Origin of the sequence: Massilia pinisoli, assembly GCF_024753285.1 — a bacterium.
Taxonomy (GTDB): domain Bacteria; phylum Pseudomonadota; class Gammaproteobacteria; order Burkholderiales; family Burkholderiaceae_D; genus Telluria; species Telluria pinisoli.
In genome coordinates, this window is record NZ_JANUGW010000027.1 from 59745 (window position 1) to 74615 (window position 14871).

The following is a 14871-nucleotide window of genomic DNA, read 5'->3' on the forward strand; positions in this document are numbered from 1 at the left end:
CGGTGATTGTTGGCGGCTCCGTTGTCGTGCACGAAATCGGAGCCGTCGCGTATCACCGCGTGGACGGCGCAGCCGTCCACCCTACGCAAATGCTGTCAGGCCACAAGCCAGGTTTTATCGATTCATCAGGCCACAAGCCGATTTTCACAACACATAAAACAGACGAGACACCATGTTCACGAAGATCCTCATCGCCAACCGTGGCGAAATCGCCTGCCGCGTCGCGGCCACCGCGCGCCGGCTCGGCATCAAGACCGTTGCCGTCTATTCGGAAGCCGACGCGAACGCCAAGCACGTGGCGGTCTGCGATGAGGCGGTCCTGCTGGGCCCTGCCGCCGCCAAGGACAGCTATCTGCGCGGCGACAAGATTATCGCCGCCGCGCAGGCCACGGGCGCGCAGGCGATCCACCCGGGCTACGGCTTCCTGTCGGAGAACGCGGAATTCGCGGACGCCTGCGCGGCCGCGGGCCTCGTGTTCATCGGCCCGCCGGGATCCTCGATGCGCGCGATGGGATCGAAGTCGGCCGCCAAGCAGCTGATGGAAGGCGCGAACGTGCCGCTCGTGCCGGGCTACCACGGCGACGCGCAGGACCCGGAACTGCTGCAGGCGGAAGCCAACCGCATCGGCTATCCCGTGCTGCTGAAGGCCAGCGCGGGCGGCGGCGGCAAAGGCATGCGCGTGGTGGAGCGGTCGGAGGATTTCCAGGCCGCGCTCGCGTCGTGCAAGCGCGAAGCCATCTCCTCCTTCGGCGACGACAAGGTGCTCGTCGAAAAATACCTCACACGGCCGCGCCACATCGAGATCCAGGTGTTCGCGGACACGCACGGCAACTGCGTCTACCTGCACGAGCGCGACTGCTCCGTGCAGCGCCGCCACCAGAAAGTGCTGGAAGAAGCGCCCGCGCCGGGCATGCCGCCGGAGCGCCGTGCCGCGATGGGCGAAGCGGCCGTCGCGGCCGCACGCGCCGTGGGCTATGTGGGCGCGGGCACCGTCGAATTCATCGCCAACCAGGACGGCTCGTTCTACTTCATGGAGATGAACACGCGGCTGCAGGTCGAGCACCCCGTCACCGAGATGATCACGGGGACGGACCTCGTCGAATGGCAGCTGCGCGTGGCGGCCGGCCAGCCGCTGCCGAAGCAGCAGCACGAGCTCGCGATCCACGGCCACGCGATCGAAGCACGCGTGTATGCGGAAAATCCGGAGAAAGGCTTCCTGCCGTCGATCGGGACGTTGCAGTACATGGACACCCCGGCCCACGTCGCGTTTGAACTGGGCGGCGCGGACGGCAATCCGGCCGGCGTGCGCATCGATTCCGGCGTGCGCGCGGGCGACGCGATCTCGCCGTTCTACGATCCGATGATCGCCAAGCTGATCGTGTGGGGCGCGGACCGCGCGCAGGCGCTGGCGCGCATGGCGCAGGCGCTGTCCGAATTCCACATCGTCGGCCTCGCGACCAATATCGCGTTCCTGAAGCGGCTCGTCGAAGGCGGCGCCTTCGCGCAGGCCGACCTGGACACGGGCCTGATCGAGCGGCATTCCGCGGCGCTGTTCCCGCCGGCCGGTCCGGCGCCGCTGCCTGCGCTGGCACTGGCGGCCGTCGCGCTGGTCTCTGCAGACACGCCGACGAGTACCAACCCTGCCGACCCGTGGACCAGCACGCACGGCTGGCGCATGAACGGCACGTGCCGCCGCCGCCTCGCGTTCGGCGACGAGTACGCGGCCGCGACGGACGCCAAGGTCTACGCCATCGACCTGGCCTATCACGCGCACGGCTGGACGCTCGAAGCGGACGGCAAGGCGCACCCGCTGGCGCTCGTGGCGCAGCACGACGGGCGCTACGCGATCCGCCTGGACGGCCAGGCCATCGCGGGCACCGTGCGCCGCGACGGCGAGACGCTGCACGTGTTCACGGGCGGCCTGCACCACGTGCTCGCATGGAGCGACCCGCTCGCGCACGCGGGCGAACACGAGACGGCCGACGGCCGCCTGACGGCACCGATGCCGGGCAAGGTCGTCGCCGTGATGGCGGCGAACGGGCAGCACGTCCGCAAGGGCGAGCCGCTCGTGATCATGGAAGCGATGAAGATGGAACACACGATTGCCGCGCCGAGCGACGGCCTGGTCGAGGAAGTGCTGTACCAGGTCGGCGACCAGGTCGCGGACGGCGCGCCGCTGCTGGCATTCAAGGCAGCGGCGTAGCAACAGGCTCTATCGGGCCACACGAAGAAAGCCGCGCCGCCTGTCCAGAAGGCGGCGGCGCGCGCGCAAGACGCCGCAAAACCAGGGTGCGGCGTGAATGCACCAACGAGACAGCAAACGCAATCCATAAAAACTATTAGGAGACGAATATGCGGATACTGCTGTACAGGGGCGACGGCGTCATCGAGCCGTGGGCCCGCGATTTTGCCGAAGCCCTGCCGCACGCGGAGACCGTCGTGTGGCGCGAGGGCATGTCACTGGCGTCGCAGGCGCCTTGCGATTACGCGGTGGTGTGGGCGCCGACGCCCGCACTGCTGGATCAACTCGCCCACGTGAGGGCGATCTTCCTGATGGGCGCCGGCGTCGACGCGCTGCTGAAGTTCGGCGACGCGCTGCCGCCCGTCCCCATCGTCCGCCTGGGCGATGCGGGCATGGCCGAGCAGATGGCGGAGTACGTGGCGTATGCGACGTTGCGCTACTTCCGCCGCTTCGACGACTACGAGCAGCAGGCGCGCCAGGGCATGTGGAATCCGCTCGAAACGCGCCACCGCAAGGCCGATTTCACGGTCGGCGTGCTGGGCCTGGGCAAGCTCGGGTTGCCCGTGCTGCGCACGTTGCGCCAGCTCGGCTTTCCCGTGCGGGGCTGGAGCCGCTCGGCGCGCGACCTGCCTGGTGTCGAATGCTTCGCCGGCATGGAGTCGCTCGACGACTTCCTGTCCGGCACGCGTGTCCTCGTTTGCATGCTGCCGCTCACGCCGGACACGACGAACCTGCTCGACCGCGCACGCCTGTCCCTGCTGCCTGCCGGCGCCTACCTGATCAACGTCGCGCGCGGCGCGCTGGTCGCGGAACCGGATCTGCTGGCGCTGATCCGCGCCGGCCACATCGCGGGCGCGACGCTGGACGTGTTCCGCAACGAACCGCTGCCGGCACCGCATCCGTTCTGGAACGAGCCGCGCATCACCATCACGCCGCACATCTCGGCCCTCACGATGCGCGAGGAGGCGGTGCGCCAGATCGCCGCCAAGATCGAGCGGCTGGAACGGGGCGAGGCCATCGACGACATCGTCGACCGCGCCCGCGGCTACTAGGAAACCATCATGCACATTCAACTGCCGAAACAAGTCAAGATCGTCGAAGTGGGCCCGCGCGACGGGCTGCAGAACGAGAAGGAAGCGGTGTCCGCCGCGGTCAAGATCGAGCTGGTCGACCGCCTGTCACGCGCGGGCTTCCGCAATATCGAGGCGGCGTCGTTCGTCTCGCCGAAGTGGGTGCCGCAGATGGCGACCAGTGCCGAAGTCATGGCAGGCATCGAACGCCGCGCGGGGACGCTGTATTCCGCGCTGACCCCGAACATGCAGGGCTTCGAGGCGGCGCTGGCGGCGCGCGCCGATGAAGTCGTGATCTTCGGCTCGGCGTCGGAAGCGTTCTCGCAGCGGAACATCAACTGCTCGATCGCGGAATCCATCGCGCGCTTCGAACCCGTGGCGAAGGCGGCGAAGGACAACGGCCTGCGGCTGCGCGGCAGCATCAGCTGCGCGTTCGGCTGCCCGTACCAGGGCGAGGTGCCGCTGGATGCCGTCGCCGACGTCGTCGGGCGCATGCGCGACCTCGGGTGCGACGAGATCGACATCGCCGACACGATCGGCGTGGCGACCCCGCGCAAGACGCAGGCCGTGATGGAGACGGCGGCACGCGCGTTCGCGCTGGAGCGCATCTCCGGCCACTTCCACGATACGTACGGCCAGGCGCTTGCCAACATCTACGCCAGCCTGGAACTCGGTGTGTCGATCTTCCACTCGTCCGTGTCGGGCCTGGGCGGCTGCCCGTACGCGAAGGGCGCGACGGGGAACGTGGCGACGGAGGACGTCGTGTATATGCTGAACGGGCTCGGTATCGAGACGGGCATCGACCTCGACCTCGTCGTGGAGGCGGGTGCGTTCATCTCGCAGCACCTGGGCCGCAAGGGTGCGAGTCGGGCGGGGAATGCCTTGCTGGCGAAGCGCGCGGGTTGATGTAACGCGGAAATGAAAAAGGCCGACGATCTCTCGTCGGCCTCTTGCTATACTGGTCGGAGTACAAGGATTCGAACCTTGGACCCTCTGGTCCCAAACCAGATGCGCTACCGGGCTGCGCTACACTCCGAAGACAGCCATCATACCGTCCAGGTGCCATCGCGGTCAAGGAAAGCGCTCGACTCCGTGGTTTTCTCGCAGGTGACGACGTGACGTATGCAATCGACCACATCGACGGCGGCTTCCGCCCGGCCCTCCCCGACCGCAGGCAGATCAACCGCATCGCGGCCTGCATCGCGCTGTCGCTGGCCGCGCATGCGCTGCTGCTCGCGGTCCACCGCCAGCCCGTGACGACGTTGCCCGCCGCGCCGCCGGAACGCCTGACGATCCGCCTGCAGCCCGCGCCACCGCCGGCGCAGGTGAAACCGGCCGCGGTGCCGCCGATCCCGCGTGCGCAGCCGGAAAAGCACGCGAAAAAGACCCGCCCCGTGATCGCCGTCGCGCCGGAGAAACGCCAGTCGACGGAAGAGACCTATGCCGTGAAACCCGCACCGGAAACGCCGGAGACGCCCGCCGCACCCGCGACGACGGCCCCGCATTTCGACGCCGACGCGGCCCGCGGCATGGCGCGCAAGATGGCGACGAAACTGCTCACGGAACCCGATCCCGACAAGGTGGGCACGGCGCTCGAACGCCTGCCGAAGCCGCCGCTGCAGACGGAAAGCAAGTTCGAGCGGGCGATCAAGTCGGCCAAGCGCCCCGATTGCAAGGACGGTGTGCCGGGCGGCCTGCTGGCGCCGATCTTCCTCGCGATGGACAAGAAAGACAGCGGCTGCAAGTGGTGAATCCGGCTACTCGCCGCCCTTGATCTGCAGCGCGCGGTCGTACAACGCGTTCTTCTTCTTGCCCGTAATCTGCGCCGCCAGCGCCGCCGCCTGCTTCACGGAACATTCTTCGAGCAGGATGCGCAGCACGCGCTCCGCCTCCACGTCGCCCTCGTCGTCTTCCGCGCGCGCGCCTTCGACGAGCACGACGAATTCGCCTCGCTCGCGGTTCGCATCGGCCTTCACCCACGCCAGTGCCTCGCTGAGCGGACAGCGGTGGATTTCCTCGAACAGCTTGGTGAGTTCGCGCGCGAACACGACCTGCCGCGTGGGCTCGAATGCGGCCGCGAGAGATTCGACACAGTCCGTGATGCGATGCGGCGCCTCATAGAACACGAGCGTCGCCGGCACGGACTTGAGCGCGGCCAGTTCCCCTTCGCGCTGCTTCGCCTTCGCGGGCAGGAAGCCGACAAAATAGAAGCGGTCGTTCACGAGGCCGCTGGCCGACAGCGCCGCGATCGCGGCCGACGAACCGGGTACCGGAACGACGTGCAGGCCGGCGGCGCGCACGGCGTCGACGATGCGCGCGCCGGGGTCGGACACGGCCGGCGTGCCCGCGTCCGACACGAGCGCCACGCGCTCGCCCGCGCGCAGGCGCGTGGCGATTTTTTCGGCGACCTCGCGCTCGTTGTGCTGGTGCGCGGCGATCATGTGCTTGTTCAAGCCGAAACGCGTCAGCAGCGCGCCCGTCTTGCGCGTGTCCTCGCAGGCGACGACGTCGGCCAGCAGCAGCACGTGCAGGGCGCGCAGCGTGATGTCGGTGACGTTCCCGATGGGTGTGGCCACCACGTAAAGCGTTGCGGTAGGATAGGACTGCTGGGCGGCCTCGCCCATGACGGGCAGTTGGGCGATCTGGCTGGACTGGGTTTCTGTCATGTTGGGGATCGGATGCGGATGAACATTCTCGAGGCGCGCTGCGCCGGACGCGTCCGGCTCCTGGCGATGCTGCTCGCGCTGGGCGCGGGCGGCCACGCCCTGGCCGAGGCGCCGTGCGACGGACTGCCGTGCGACGGGCCGCCGTGCGACGGACCGCAGCGATTGTGCGCGTCCGCGGACGCAAACACAAGTGCGCACTCGCCTTCCCGTTCCGTTTCCTTCACGCCGCAGGCCGCGCCATTGCTCGCCCTCGCCGACCCCGCCATCCAGCCGCGTCCCGCCAGGCCGCAGGCAAACGAACCGTCGCCGCCGCCCCCATCGTCCGCCCCCATCCGCATCGCCCTGCTGCTGCCGCTGCGCTCGCCCACGTTGGCTGCGGCCGCGGAGGCCGTCCGCGCCGGCTTCCTGGCCGGCATGGAACGCGACGGCACCGGGTTCAAGGCCGACGTCGTCCCGACGGGCGACGCGCCGCGCGACGTGCTCGACGCGTACGCGCGCGCGGCGGCGGCCAGCGACGTCGTCGTCGGCCCCCTCGCCCGCAGTGCCGTCGCGGCGCTGGCCGACAGCGATGCCGTCATGCGGCCCACCATCGTGCTGAGCGTGCCCGAGGGCCGCGCGGCCGTGCCGACCAGGATGCTCGTGGCGGGACTGTCCGTCGAGGACGAGGCGCGCCAGGTGGCGGAATGGGCCGCGCGCGACCATCCGCACGGCCGGGCGCTGATCCTGACGGGCGGTGCCGCGTGGGCGCAGCGCGCGGCGGGCGCGTTCGAGGCGCGCTGGCACCAGCTGGGCCACACGAACCAGCGCTATGCGGTGCCGGCCGGCGAAGCGGGCAAGGCCGCCATCGACGAGCTGAAACAGAAGCTCGACATCGACCCGCCCGACCTGCTGTTCGCCGCCCTCGACAGCACTGTCCTGCGCGCCGTGCGGGCCACGATCGGCACCGCGATCCCCTGCTACGGCGGCGGCGCGGCGAATCCCGGCCGAACACTCCAGGCGGACGACCGGGGCCTGGACGGCGTGCGCATTGTCGACCTGCCCTGGATCGTGCTGCCCGATCACCCCGTCGTGATGGTCTATCCGCGCCCGCTGGATGCGGAACAGCCGCTCGACATGGACCGTCTGTACGCCCTCGGCATCGATGCTTTCCGCGTGGCGCGCGAACTGGCGCTGCGCGGCGGCGCGCCGTTCGGCGTGGATGGCGTCACGGGCCGGCTCGACGTGAGCGCGGGCGCCGATGGCCGGCTGCAGCTGCGCCGGCAGGAGGCGGCCGTCATCCTGCGCGATGGCCGGTTCGACCCCGTGGACAAGGCGCGCTGACATGTGGCCGACACGCCTGTCGCGCAAGCAGGAGCAGGGCCGCGCCGGCGAAGACCTGGCGCTGGCCTGGCTCGAGCGCCACGGTCTCGTGCTCGTCGAGGCGAATTTCCGCTGCAAGCTCGGCGAGATCGACCTGATCCTGCGCGACGGGGCCACGCTCGTGTTCGTCGAGGTGCGCCAGCGCGCGGCCGGGGCCCCGGTGAGCGCGTCGGCCAGCATCGGGCCGGCCAAGATTCGCCGCGTCATCCGCGCCGCCCAGGTGTATTTGCAGCGTTTCAGCCGCCTGCCGCCCTGCCGCATCGACGTCGTCGCCATCGATGGGGACGATATCGAATGGATAACGAACGCCATTGAAGTGTAAGCATTTTTTGCCGTGCTTGATCGCCGGGCATTGCCACTGCACTATAATCTTTGACTATGAATACTCAACGCATCCTCGCCCACTTCCAGGAAAGCGCCGAACTCAAGCTGAAGTCGGCGACTCTCCTCGCACAACCGATTTCCCAAGCGATTGAACTGATGTTCAATGCGCTTTCCAATGGCAACAAGGTCCTCGCCTGCGGCAACGGCGGCTCGGCCGGCGATGCGCAGCACTTCGCGGCCGAACTGGTCGGCCGCTTCGAGCGCGAGCGCTTCCCGCTGCCGGGGATCGCCCTGACGACGGACACCTCGATCATCACGGCCGTCGGCAACGACTACAGCTTCAACGAGATCTTCAGCAAGCAGGTGCAGGCGTTCGGCCAGGCCGGCGACATCCTGCTGGCGATTTCCACGTCCGGCAACTCGGCCAACGTGGTGGCCGCCGTCGAAGCCGCGCTGGAACGCGAGATGCGCGTCGTCGCCATGACCGGCAAGGACGGCGGCAAGCTCGGACAGATGCTGACCGACGCCGACGTCCACATCAACGTACCGCATTCGCGCACCGCCCGCATCCAGGAAGTCCATCTGGTTGCGATCCACAGTATTTGCGACGGCCTCGACGTCGCCCTGTTCGGAGAAGAAGATGCAAATTAACGCCGGCGCCCTGCTGCGTCCCCTGTCCAAGGCCGTGCTGTGCGTGGCCCTGTTGTCCTCGCTGCAGGGCTGCGTCGCCGTGATGGCCGGCGCGGCCGTCGGCGGTGCCGTCGCGACGGCCGACCGCCGCACCTTGGGCGCGCAGACGGAAGACAAGGCGATCGCGCTGAAAGCCGAGACCCGCATGGGCGAGATCGTCGGCGACGCCGGCCACGTCAACGTCAACAGCTACAACCGCAAGGTGCTGCTGACGGGCGAAGTGAAGGACGAGGCGATGAAGCGCGCCGTCGAGAAAGAGGTGCGCGGCATCTCGAACGTCGAAGGCGTCATGAACGAGCTGGAAATCGCCGGCCCGTCGAGCTACACGTCGCGCTCCAGCGATACGGTGATCACCGGCAAGGTGAAGCTGAGCCTGGCCGACAAGAAGACGATCTCGGCCACGTCGTTCAAGGTCGTCACCGAGCGCGGCACCGTCTACCTGATGGGCCTCGTGACCCAGCGCGAAGGCAATATCGCGGCCGACGTGGCGCAGGGCGTCTCCGGCGTCATGCGTGTGGTCAAGATGTTCGAATACATCAGCGAAGAAGACGCGCGCTCGATGCAGCAGCCGCAATCGCAGGGTTCGTGAGCCGTGCAAGCCGCCGCCGGCACGAAGGCGGCGGCAGTTCTATAATCGTGAGACCGCCCGATGGGCATCGCAGGATGAGTTGAATCATGACCGCTTCCTCTTCACGTACCTGGGTCAAGCCGGCCGTCATTGGCGCGGCCGTGCTCGCGATCGCCGGCATCGGCTTCGCTGCGTTCAGCCAGCAACAGCAGGCGCCGGACGTCACCTTCATTTCCATCGACGGCCAGAAGATCAGCTCGCACGACTTGCGGGGCAAGGTCGTGATGATCAATTTCTGGGCAACGTCTTGCGCCACCTGCGTGAAGGAAATGCCGCAGATGGTCGAGACGTACAATAAGTTCAAGCAAGATGGCCTGGAATTCGTGGCGGTGGCGATGAGCTACGATCCGCCGAACTATGTCTTGAACTACACAGAGACGCGCAAGCTGCCGTTCAAGGTGGCGCTCGATTCCGGCGGCGACTTGGCCAAGCAATTTGGCGACGTCAACATGACCCCCACCACCTTTGTCATCGGCAAGGATGGCAAGATTCTCAAGCGCTATCTGGGCGAGCCGGATTTTGCGGCGTTGCATGCGCTGCTCCAGAAGTCTCTGAAATCGTAGGGTGGACAGCTTCGCTGTCCACCCTACCCGTAACCCGACGTCCCGCGCACACCGCTGACCTCTCGCAAAACCTCCGCTACGGTTCGGACCAATCTTGACGCGCCCGCCAACGCTGTTCACACTGACGCCGGCAAAGGAGGAAGCGATGCGCAAGCTGATCACGGTTGCCCTCGTACCGGGCCTGCTGACGGCGGCAGGCTGTACCAGCGTCGATACCGGTCTGCGCAACACGGTCGTGTTGCATTACCAGCATGTTGCCAACGTCCACCGGATCGATTTCAGCACGCCCGTCGCGCTGCCGCGCCGCGCGCCCGTGCGCGCCGTGCTGCCGCTTGATTCGCATGGGTTCTGGGCCGTGTTCGTGCTGTGCGGCCTGGACGTCACCGGCGCCAACCTGCCCGGTTTCTATTTCGACGCAGATCGCCTGCGCGTGGCGTACGGCGAACGCCGCTACGGCCCGCTCCACCCGTACACGGTGGTGCTCGACGGCACGACCGACGTCAACAGCCGCTTCGACACGCCGGCCCTGGCCGACGCCATCGCGGCCGAGCTCCAGCGCGGCCCGTCGACTCAGGTCTTCCGCCACGGCTATTACGGGAACCTCGATTACCGTTTCGCCATCTACATCCCGCGCGCGCTGCCCGACTATGCGGGCGAGCAGCTGAGCCTGCGCTACGAAGGCGCCCGGACGCTGGCGCTGGGCAATGGCTATCCGCCGGCCGACGTCGCCGTCGCGGGCCCGGACGGTGCTGGCGTCGGCGCGCACTGCCTGCCATGAGCGCCGCATCGGCGTAAGCTGGCGTCATCGACACGGAGGCGACCATGAACGCACACACCGACACCCTGACCGTCGAGCAGGCCTACCGCGCCATGCTGGCCTTCCTCGAGCGCGAAGTCGATCTGACGGAATGCAGCGACCTGGCCGACTTGCTGTCCGGCTACCGCCTGGGCGCCGACGGCCAGCCCCGCGATCCGGCGTTGTGGGACGAGTGGATGGACGCGGTCGCGCAAGTGAGGACCGACAAGCCGGCGTGACGCGCTCACCAGCGCGACCGCTGCTTCTTCGACTCGCGCTTGCGTGCCGCCGCGTTCTGTTGCTGCAGCAGCGCGTCCACACGCTCGGACGCTTCGCGCGCGAGCGTCTGCGCCTCCTCGATGCTGGGGAAGAATTCCGGCATGCGGTAGCCGAGCCACGCATACGCCGAATACATGCGGCACGTGTCCTCGACTTCCTGCAAGTTTTGCCAGAACAATTCCTGCGGATGGGGCTGGAGCTTGCAGACTTTCCGCTTCGCCAGCGATTGCGCCCAGTGCGACCACGCGCTTTCCAACGTGGGCACCCTGGTCGAGATGGGGACGAGCGACAGCGTGAACTTTTCCGCGATGCTCAAGTCGAGCGTGTCGAGCCATTCCGCGCGCTCGTTCTGCTCTTCCGTGATGCGCGGGTAGAAAAAGCCGTCCGGCACGTCGATGTTGTGCACGAAGCGTTTCAGCAATTTCACCAGCGACGTCTCTCCGGTCACGGACGAGATGCGGTGCAATTGCTCCAACGACGGTGCCACGGCAAAACCGCTGGCCGGCACCGGTGGGATCTTTTCCTTCATCAACGAGCGCATGATGTCGTGCGTGTCGTCGTCGTAGCCGGCAACGAAGCCTTCCTCGTGCACGCCGTAGCGGCCGGCGCGGCCCGCGATCTGCTTCGCGAGCGCGGCGGAAATCTCTTCCTCCTCGACGCCGTTGTACTTGACCGCGGTCGTCATCACGATGCGCTGGATCGGCATGTTGAGGCCCATCGCGAGGGCGTCCGTACCGACGACGATGTCGGCCTGGCCTTCGCGGAAGCGCTCGGCCTGCGCGCGCCGCACTTCTGGCGATAAATTGCCGTAGACGGTGGCCACCGATAACCCCATCTCCGTGATCATGTCGCGCCACATCAGCACTTCGCGGCGCGAGAACGCGATGACGGCGTCGCCGCGCTTCAGGTTCCTCAGCTTGCGCACGGCACTGGGCTCCATCGACAGCGGCGCCTTGCGTTTCAGCACGTGGACTTCGAGCGGACACTCCAGCCGCTCGGCCAGCGCCTCGATCGCGCGCCGCGCTTCCGGTGCGCCGACGAGGTACACGGTCGACGCCGGCGCGCCGCACACCGCGGCCGTCCACGCGGCGCCGCGGTCGCGGTCGGCGAGCATCTGGATTTCGTCGATGACGGCGACTTGCACGGGCGTCTTCGTATCCAGCATCTCGACGGTGCTCGCGACGTGCGTGGCGCCTTCGGCCAGGCGGCGTTCCTCGCCCGTGATCAGGCTGACCTTGATCGGTTCGCCGTCCTTGCCGACCGCGTTCTGCAGGCGCTCGTAGTTTTCCAGCGCCAGCAGGCGCAGCGGTGCGAGGTAGACGCCGCTGTCGGCTTGCGCCAGGTGTTCCATCGCGCGGTGCGTCTTGCCGGAATTGGTCGGGCCCAGCAAGGCGATGAAGCGGCGCGCCATCTTGCTCGCGACCTCGAACGATGCCGGGTACTCGGCCAGGTTGATGCTTTCCTTCGTGCGTGCGGCGTGCCGTTCTTCCTGCTCGCGCTCGCCGGCGTGCAGCAGGCGCTGGCGGATGCGGTCGAACACGAACTCGGCTGGCTCGGACGTCTCCAGCTCTTCCAGCACGTGCAGGAACAGCATGGGGTCGAAGCCGAACTCGTCGGCCTGGTCGGCGATTTCCCGGACGAATTCCTCGACGTCCTGGTTCAGGTCGTCGACGGCATCGCGCGTGGCCCGTTCCTCGACGAGTTCGCGGCGTGCCTGCAGGTCCATCTTGCGCCACTTGCTGGGCTTCGCGAGCACGCCGCGCGACGGCACGAGGCGGTACTCGACGTGCAGGCCGTCCACGCGCACGGCACCGGAAAAGCGCAGGAAGACGCGGCCTTCCATGCGGACCAGTTCCACCCCGCGCGCGTGCAGGCCAAGCTCGCGCTCGAAGAAGGCGTCGTCGTCCTGGGTGTCGTCGTCGGAAGGAGAAAAACGAGGGTGGTGTTCGCTCATGTGTCCAATATAACGCGGGCCGCGCGGGAACACCGTTCGGCGCGTCACGCGCAGAAAAAAGGATCGGTCGGCGAGCGCCGGTTGGACGCGTGGACGGGGAACCCGTCCACCCTACGTTGGGAATAATGCCGGGGGCATTGTCTCCGCCCACGCGGCATACGTGACCGGTAGGTACGTAGGGTGGACGGCTCCGCCGTCCACGCGGTGATACGCAACCGGCGATCGGTCGCGCACTGAATCGGAGGAATGCTTATGCGGCGACGCCCGCTTCGTGCGCCTGCTGGTCGGCGTGATACGACGAGCGCACCATCGCGCCGACGGCCGCGTGCACGAAGCCCATCTCGTACGCCTTCTCTTCGAACATTTTAAACGTGTCCGGATGCACGTAACGGCGCACCGGCAGGTGCGAGTTCGACGGCGCCAGGTACTGGCCGATGGTCAGCATGTCGATGTCGTGTGCGCGCATGTCGCGCATGACTTCCAGGATTTCCTCGTCCGTCTCGCCCAGGCCCACCATCAGGCCGGACTTCGTCACGGCGTTCGGGTACTTGGCCTTGAAGTCGCGCAGCAGCACCAGCGAGTGCTGGTAGTCGGCGCCCGGGCGCGCTTCCTTGTACAGGCGCGGCACGGTTTCCAGGTTGTGGTTCATCACGTCCGGCAGGCCGTCCGCGAAGATGGCCAGCGCCTTGTCCAGGCGGCCGCGGAAGTCCGGCACGAGCACTTCGATCTTCGTGTTCGGCGACAGTGCACGGGTCTTCTGGATGCATTCGACGAAGTGGCCGGCGCCGCCGTCGCGCAGGTCGTCGCGGTCGACGGACGTGATCACGACGTACGACAGGCGCAGGTCGGCGATGGTCTTCGCGAGGTTACCCGGCTCGTTCACGTCGAGCGGGTCCGGGCGGCCGTGGCCGACGTCGCAGAACGGGCAGCGGCGCGTGCACTTGTCGCCCATGATCATGAAGGTCGCGGTGCCCTTGCCGAAGCATTCGCCGATGTTCGGGCAGCTGGCTTCCTCGCACACGGTGACCAGGTTGTTGGCGCGCAGGATGTCCTTGATCTCGTAGAAGCGCGACGACGGGCTCGCGGCCTTCACACGAATCCAGTCCGGCTTCTTCAGGCGCTCGTGCTGCTCCAGCGGCACGATCTTGATGGGGATGCGCGACGTCTTGCTCGCGCCTTTCTGCTTTTCGCTCGCGTTGTACGCATTTGCTGCGGATTCTGCTGCTGCGGTGCCGGTGTCGATTGGTGAAGTCATGTGCGTAGTCAGTTGGTTGCGGCCTGCGCGACCGCTGCGGTTGAAGAGGGTGCCGTGGACAGATGGTCGATCAGCGCGGCGGCGAGGGCTTGCTGCACATCGGCCAGCGGCGCATCGACGCCCATCGTTTTCATGTCCACCGTGGCGAGGCCGGAATAGCCGCACGGATTGATCCACGTGAACGGCGACAGATCCATCGCCACGTTCAGCGAAACGCCGTGATACGTGCAGCCGTTGCCGCGCACCTTCAAGCCCAGCGCGGCGATCTTCGCGCCCTTGCGCGGACCGTCGGCGATGTAGATGCCGGGCGCGCCTTCGACGCGTTCACCCGCCAGATTATACGCCGCCAGCACATCGATCACGGCCTGCTCGATCTTGTGGACGAACTGCCGGGCGTACAGCTTGCCGCCGGGCTTGTTGCGGCGCAGGTCCATCAGCAGGTAGATCACGACCTGGCCGGGGCCGTGGTACGTGACTTCGCCGCCGCGGTCCGTCTGGACGACGGGCACGGCGTGCGCACCGACGCTCAGCAGGTGGCCGCGGTCGGCACCGAGGCCGAGCGTGAACACGGGCGGATGCTCGACGATCCACAACTCGTCGGGCGTGTCGGGCGTGCGCGCATCCGTGAAGGCGCGCATCGCGGCAAAAACGGGTTCGTAGTCGGCGCGGCCAAGCTCACGGATAGCCGGCTGGTTCGCTTGCATGGATAGGGTCTGTGAAGGGATACCCCGTCATTATAAGCCAGCCTGATGGCCGGCGCTGTAACCCCAATTTACAGAACGATCTTGACCATCGGATGCGACGACAGCTCGCGGTACAGGTTGTCGAGCATCTCGCGGCTGGTGGCGCGCACGATCACCGTCAGCCCCGTGTAGGCGCCCTTCGCGGACGGCCGCACTTCCATCTTGCCTTCATGGAAAGTCGGATCGTGGATCGTGACGACTTCGACGATGGTGGCGGCGAAATCGTCGTGCGTCGGGCCCATGACCTTGATCGGGAAATCGCTCGGGTAGTCGATGAGGGAATCTTTCGGGTCCATGGCCAC

At 67.3% G+C, this 14871-nt stretch carries 16 protein-coding genes and 1 tRNA gene; 11 read left to right on the forward strand and 6 right to left on the reverse strand.

Annotated elements, in window-relative coordinates:
- Positions 1-172: 172 nt before the first annotated feature.
- From NX784_RS25730 to NX784_RS25740, 3 genes are all read left to right on the forward strand, one after another.
- Positions 173-2203, forward strand: coding sequence for an acetyl-CoA carboxylase biotin carboxylase subunit (locus tag NX784_RS25730; protein WP_258819532.1), 2031 nt, complete (start codon positions 173-175; stop codon positions 2201-2203).
- A 149-nt stretch (positions 2204-2352) separates the two neighbouring features.
- Positions 2353-3294, forward strand: a complete 942-nt coding sequence (locus NX784_RS25735) for a 2-hydroxyacid dehydrogenase (RefSeq protein WP_258819533.1) — start codon at positions 2353-2355, stop codon at positions 3292-3294.
- Between the two features lie 9 nt (positions 3295-3303).
- Complete coding sequence (locus NX784_RS25740; RefSeq protein ID WP_307736147.1) at positions 3304-4218, forward strand: hydroxymethylglutaryl-CoA lyase; 915 nt, start codon at positions 3304-3306, stop codon at positions 4216-4218.
- A gap of 53 nt (positions 4219-4271) precedes the next feature.
- Here NX784_RS25740 and NX784_RS25745 read toward each other — a convergent pair.
- A tRNA-Pro gene (locus tag NX784_RS25745) sits at positions 4272-4348 on the reverse strand.
- A 79-nt stretch (positions 4349-4427) separates the two neighbouring features.
- Between NX784_RS25745 and NX784_RS25750 the strand changes: the two genes are divergently transcribed.
- Positions 4428-5063, forward strand: a complete 636-nt coding sequence (locus tag NX784_RS25750) for a hypothetical protein (protein ID WP_258819534.1) — start codon at positions 4428-4430, stop codon at positions 5061-5063.
- A gap of 6 nt (positions 5064-5069) precedes the next feature.
- On the opposite strand, the gene rsmI is transcribed toward NX784_RS25750, so the two are convergent.
- The gene (gene rsmI / locus NX784_RS25755) at positions 5070-5978 is read right to left on the reverse strand and encodes a 16S rRNA (cytidine(1402)-2'-O)-methyltransferase (protein ID WP_258819535.1); all 909 of its coding nucleotides are present in this window, start codon (positions 5976-5978) and stop codon (positions 5070-5072) included.
- A gap of 18 nt (positions 5979-5996) precedes the next feature.
- On the opposite strand from rsmI, the gene NX784_RS25760 reads away from it, so the two are divergent.
- From NX784_RS25760 to NX784_RS25790, 7 genes are all read left to right on the forward strand, one after another.
- Positions 5997-7298 carry a penicillin-binding protein activator gene (locus NX784_RS25760; protein ID WP_258819536.1) on the forward strand — a complete coding sequence of 434 codons (1302 nt, stop codon included), beginning with the start codon at positions 5997-5999 and terminating at the stop codon, positions 7296-7298.
- A gap of 1 nt (position 7299) precedes the next feature.
- Positions 7300-7659 (forward strand): YraN family protein, encoded by a 360-nt coding sequence (locus NX784_RS25765; RefSeq protein WP_258819537.1) that lies wholly within the window; start codon positions 7300-7302, stop codon positions 7657-7659.
- Positions 7660-7715: 56 nt separating this feature from the next.
- Positions 7716-8312, forward strand: a complete 597-nt coding sequence (locus tag NX784_RS25770; RefSeq protein WP_166861854.1) for a phosphoheptose isomerase — start codon at positions 7716-7718, stop codon at positions 8310-8312.
- Positions 8302-8940, forward strand: coding sequence for a BON domain-containing protein (locus NX784_RS25775; RefSeq protein WP_258819538.1), 639 nt, complete (start codon positions 8302-8304; stop codon positions 8938-8940). The genes NX784_RS25770 and NX784_RS25775 overlap by 11 nt, the downstream gene beginning before the upstream one ends.
- An 86-nt stretch (positions 8941-9026) precedes the next feature.
- A complete protein-coding gene (locus NX784_RS25780; RefSeq protein WP_258819539.1) occupies positions 9027-9542 on the forward strand; it encodes a peroxiredoxin family protein in 516 nt (171 codons plus the stop codon).
- Between the two features lie 145 nt (positions 9543-9687).
- A complete protein-coding gene (locus NX784_RS25785) occupies positions 9688-10320 on the forward strand; it encodes a hypothetical protein (protein ID WP_258819540.1) in 633 nt (210 codons plus the stop codon).
- 44 nt (positions 10321-10364) lie between these two features.
- Complete coding sequence (locus NX784_RS25790; protein ID WP_258819541.1) at positions 10365-10577, forward strand: hypothetical protein; 213 nt, start codon at positions 10365-10367, stop codon at positions 10575-10577.
- A gap of 5 nt (positions 10578-10582) precedes the next feature.
- Here NX784_RS25790 and NX784_RS25795 read toward each other — a convergent pair whose 3' ends face one another.
- From NX784_RS25795 to NX784_RS25810, 4 genes are all read right to left on the reverse strand, one after another.
- Complete coding sequence (locus tag NX784_RS25795; protein ID WP_258819542.1) at positions 10583-12571, reverse strand: helicase-related protein; 1989 nt, start codon at positions 12569-12571, stop codon at positions 10583-10585.
- 250 nt (positions 12572-12821) lie between these two features.
- Positions 12822-13826 (reverse strand): lipoyl synthase, encoded by a 1005-nt coding sequence (gene lipA, locus NX784_RS25800; RefSeq protein ID WP_258819543.1) that lies wholly within the window; start codon positions 13824-13826, stop codon positions 12822-12824.
- Positions 13827-13834: 8 nt separating this feature from the next.
- Positions 13835-14530, reverse strand: coding sequence for a lipoyl(octanoyl) transferase LipB (lipB, locus tag NX784_RS25805; protein ID WP_258819544.1), 696 nt, complete (start codon positions 14528-14530; stop codon positions 13835-13837).
- 68 nt (positions 14531-14598) lie between these two features.
- On the reverse strand, positions 14599-14865 hold the full coding sequence (locus tag NX784_RS25810) for a DUF493 family protein (RefSeq protein WP_258819545.1): 267 nt from the start codon (positions 14863-14865) through the stop codon (positions 14599-14601).
- Positions 14866-14871: the final 6 nt, after the last annotated feature.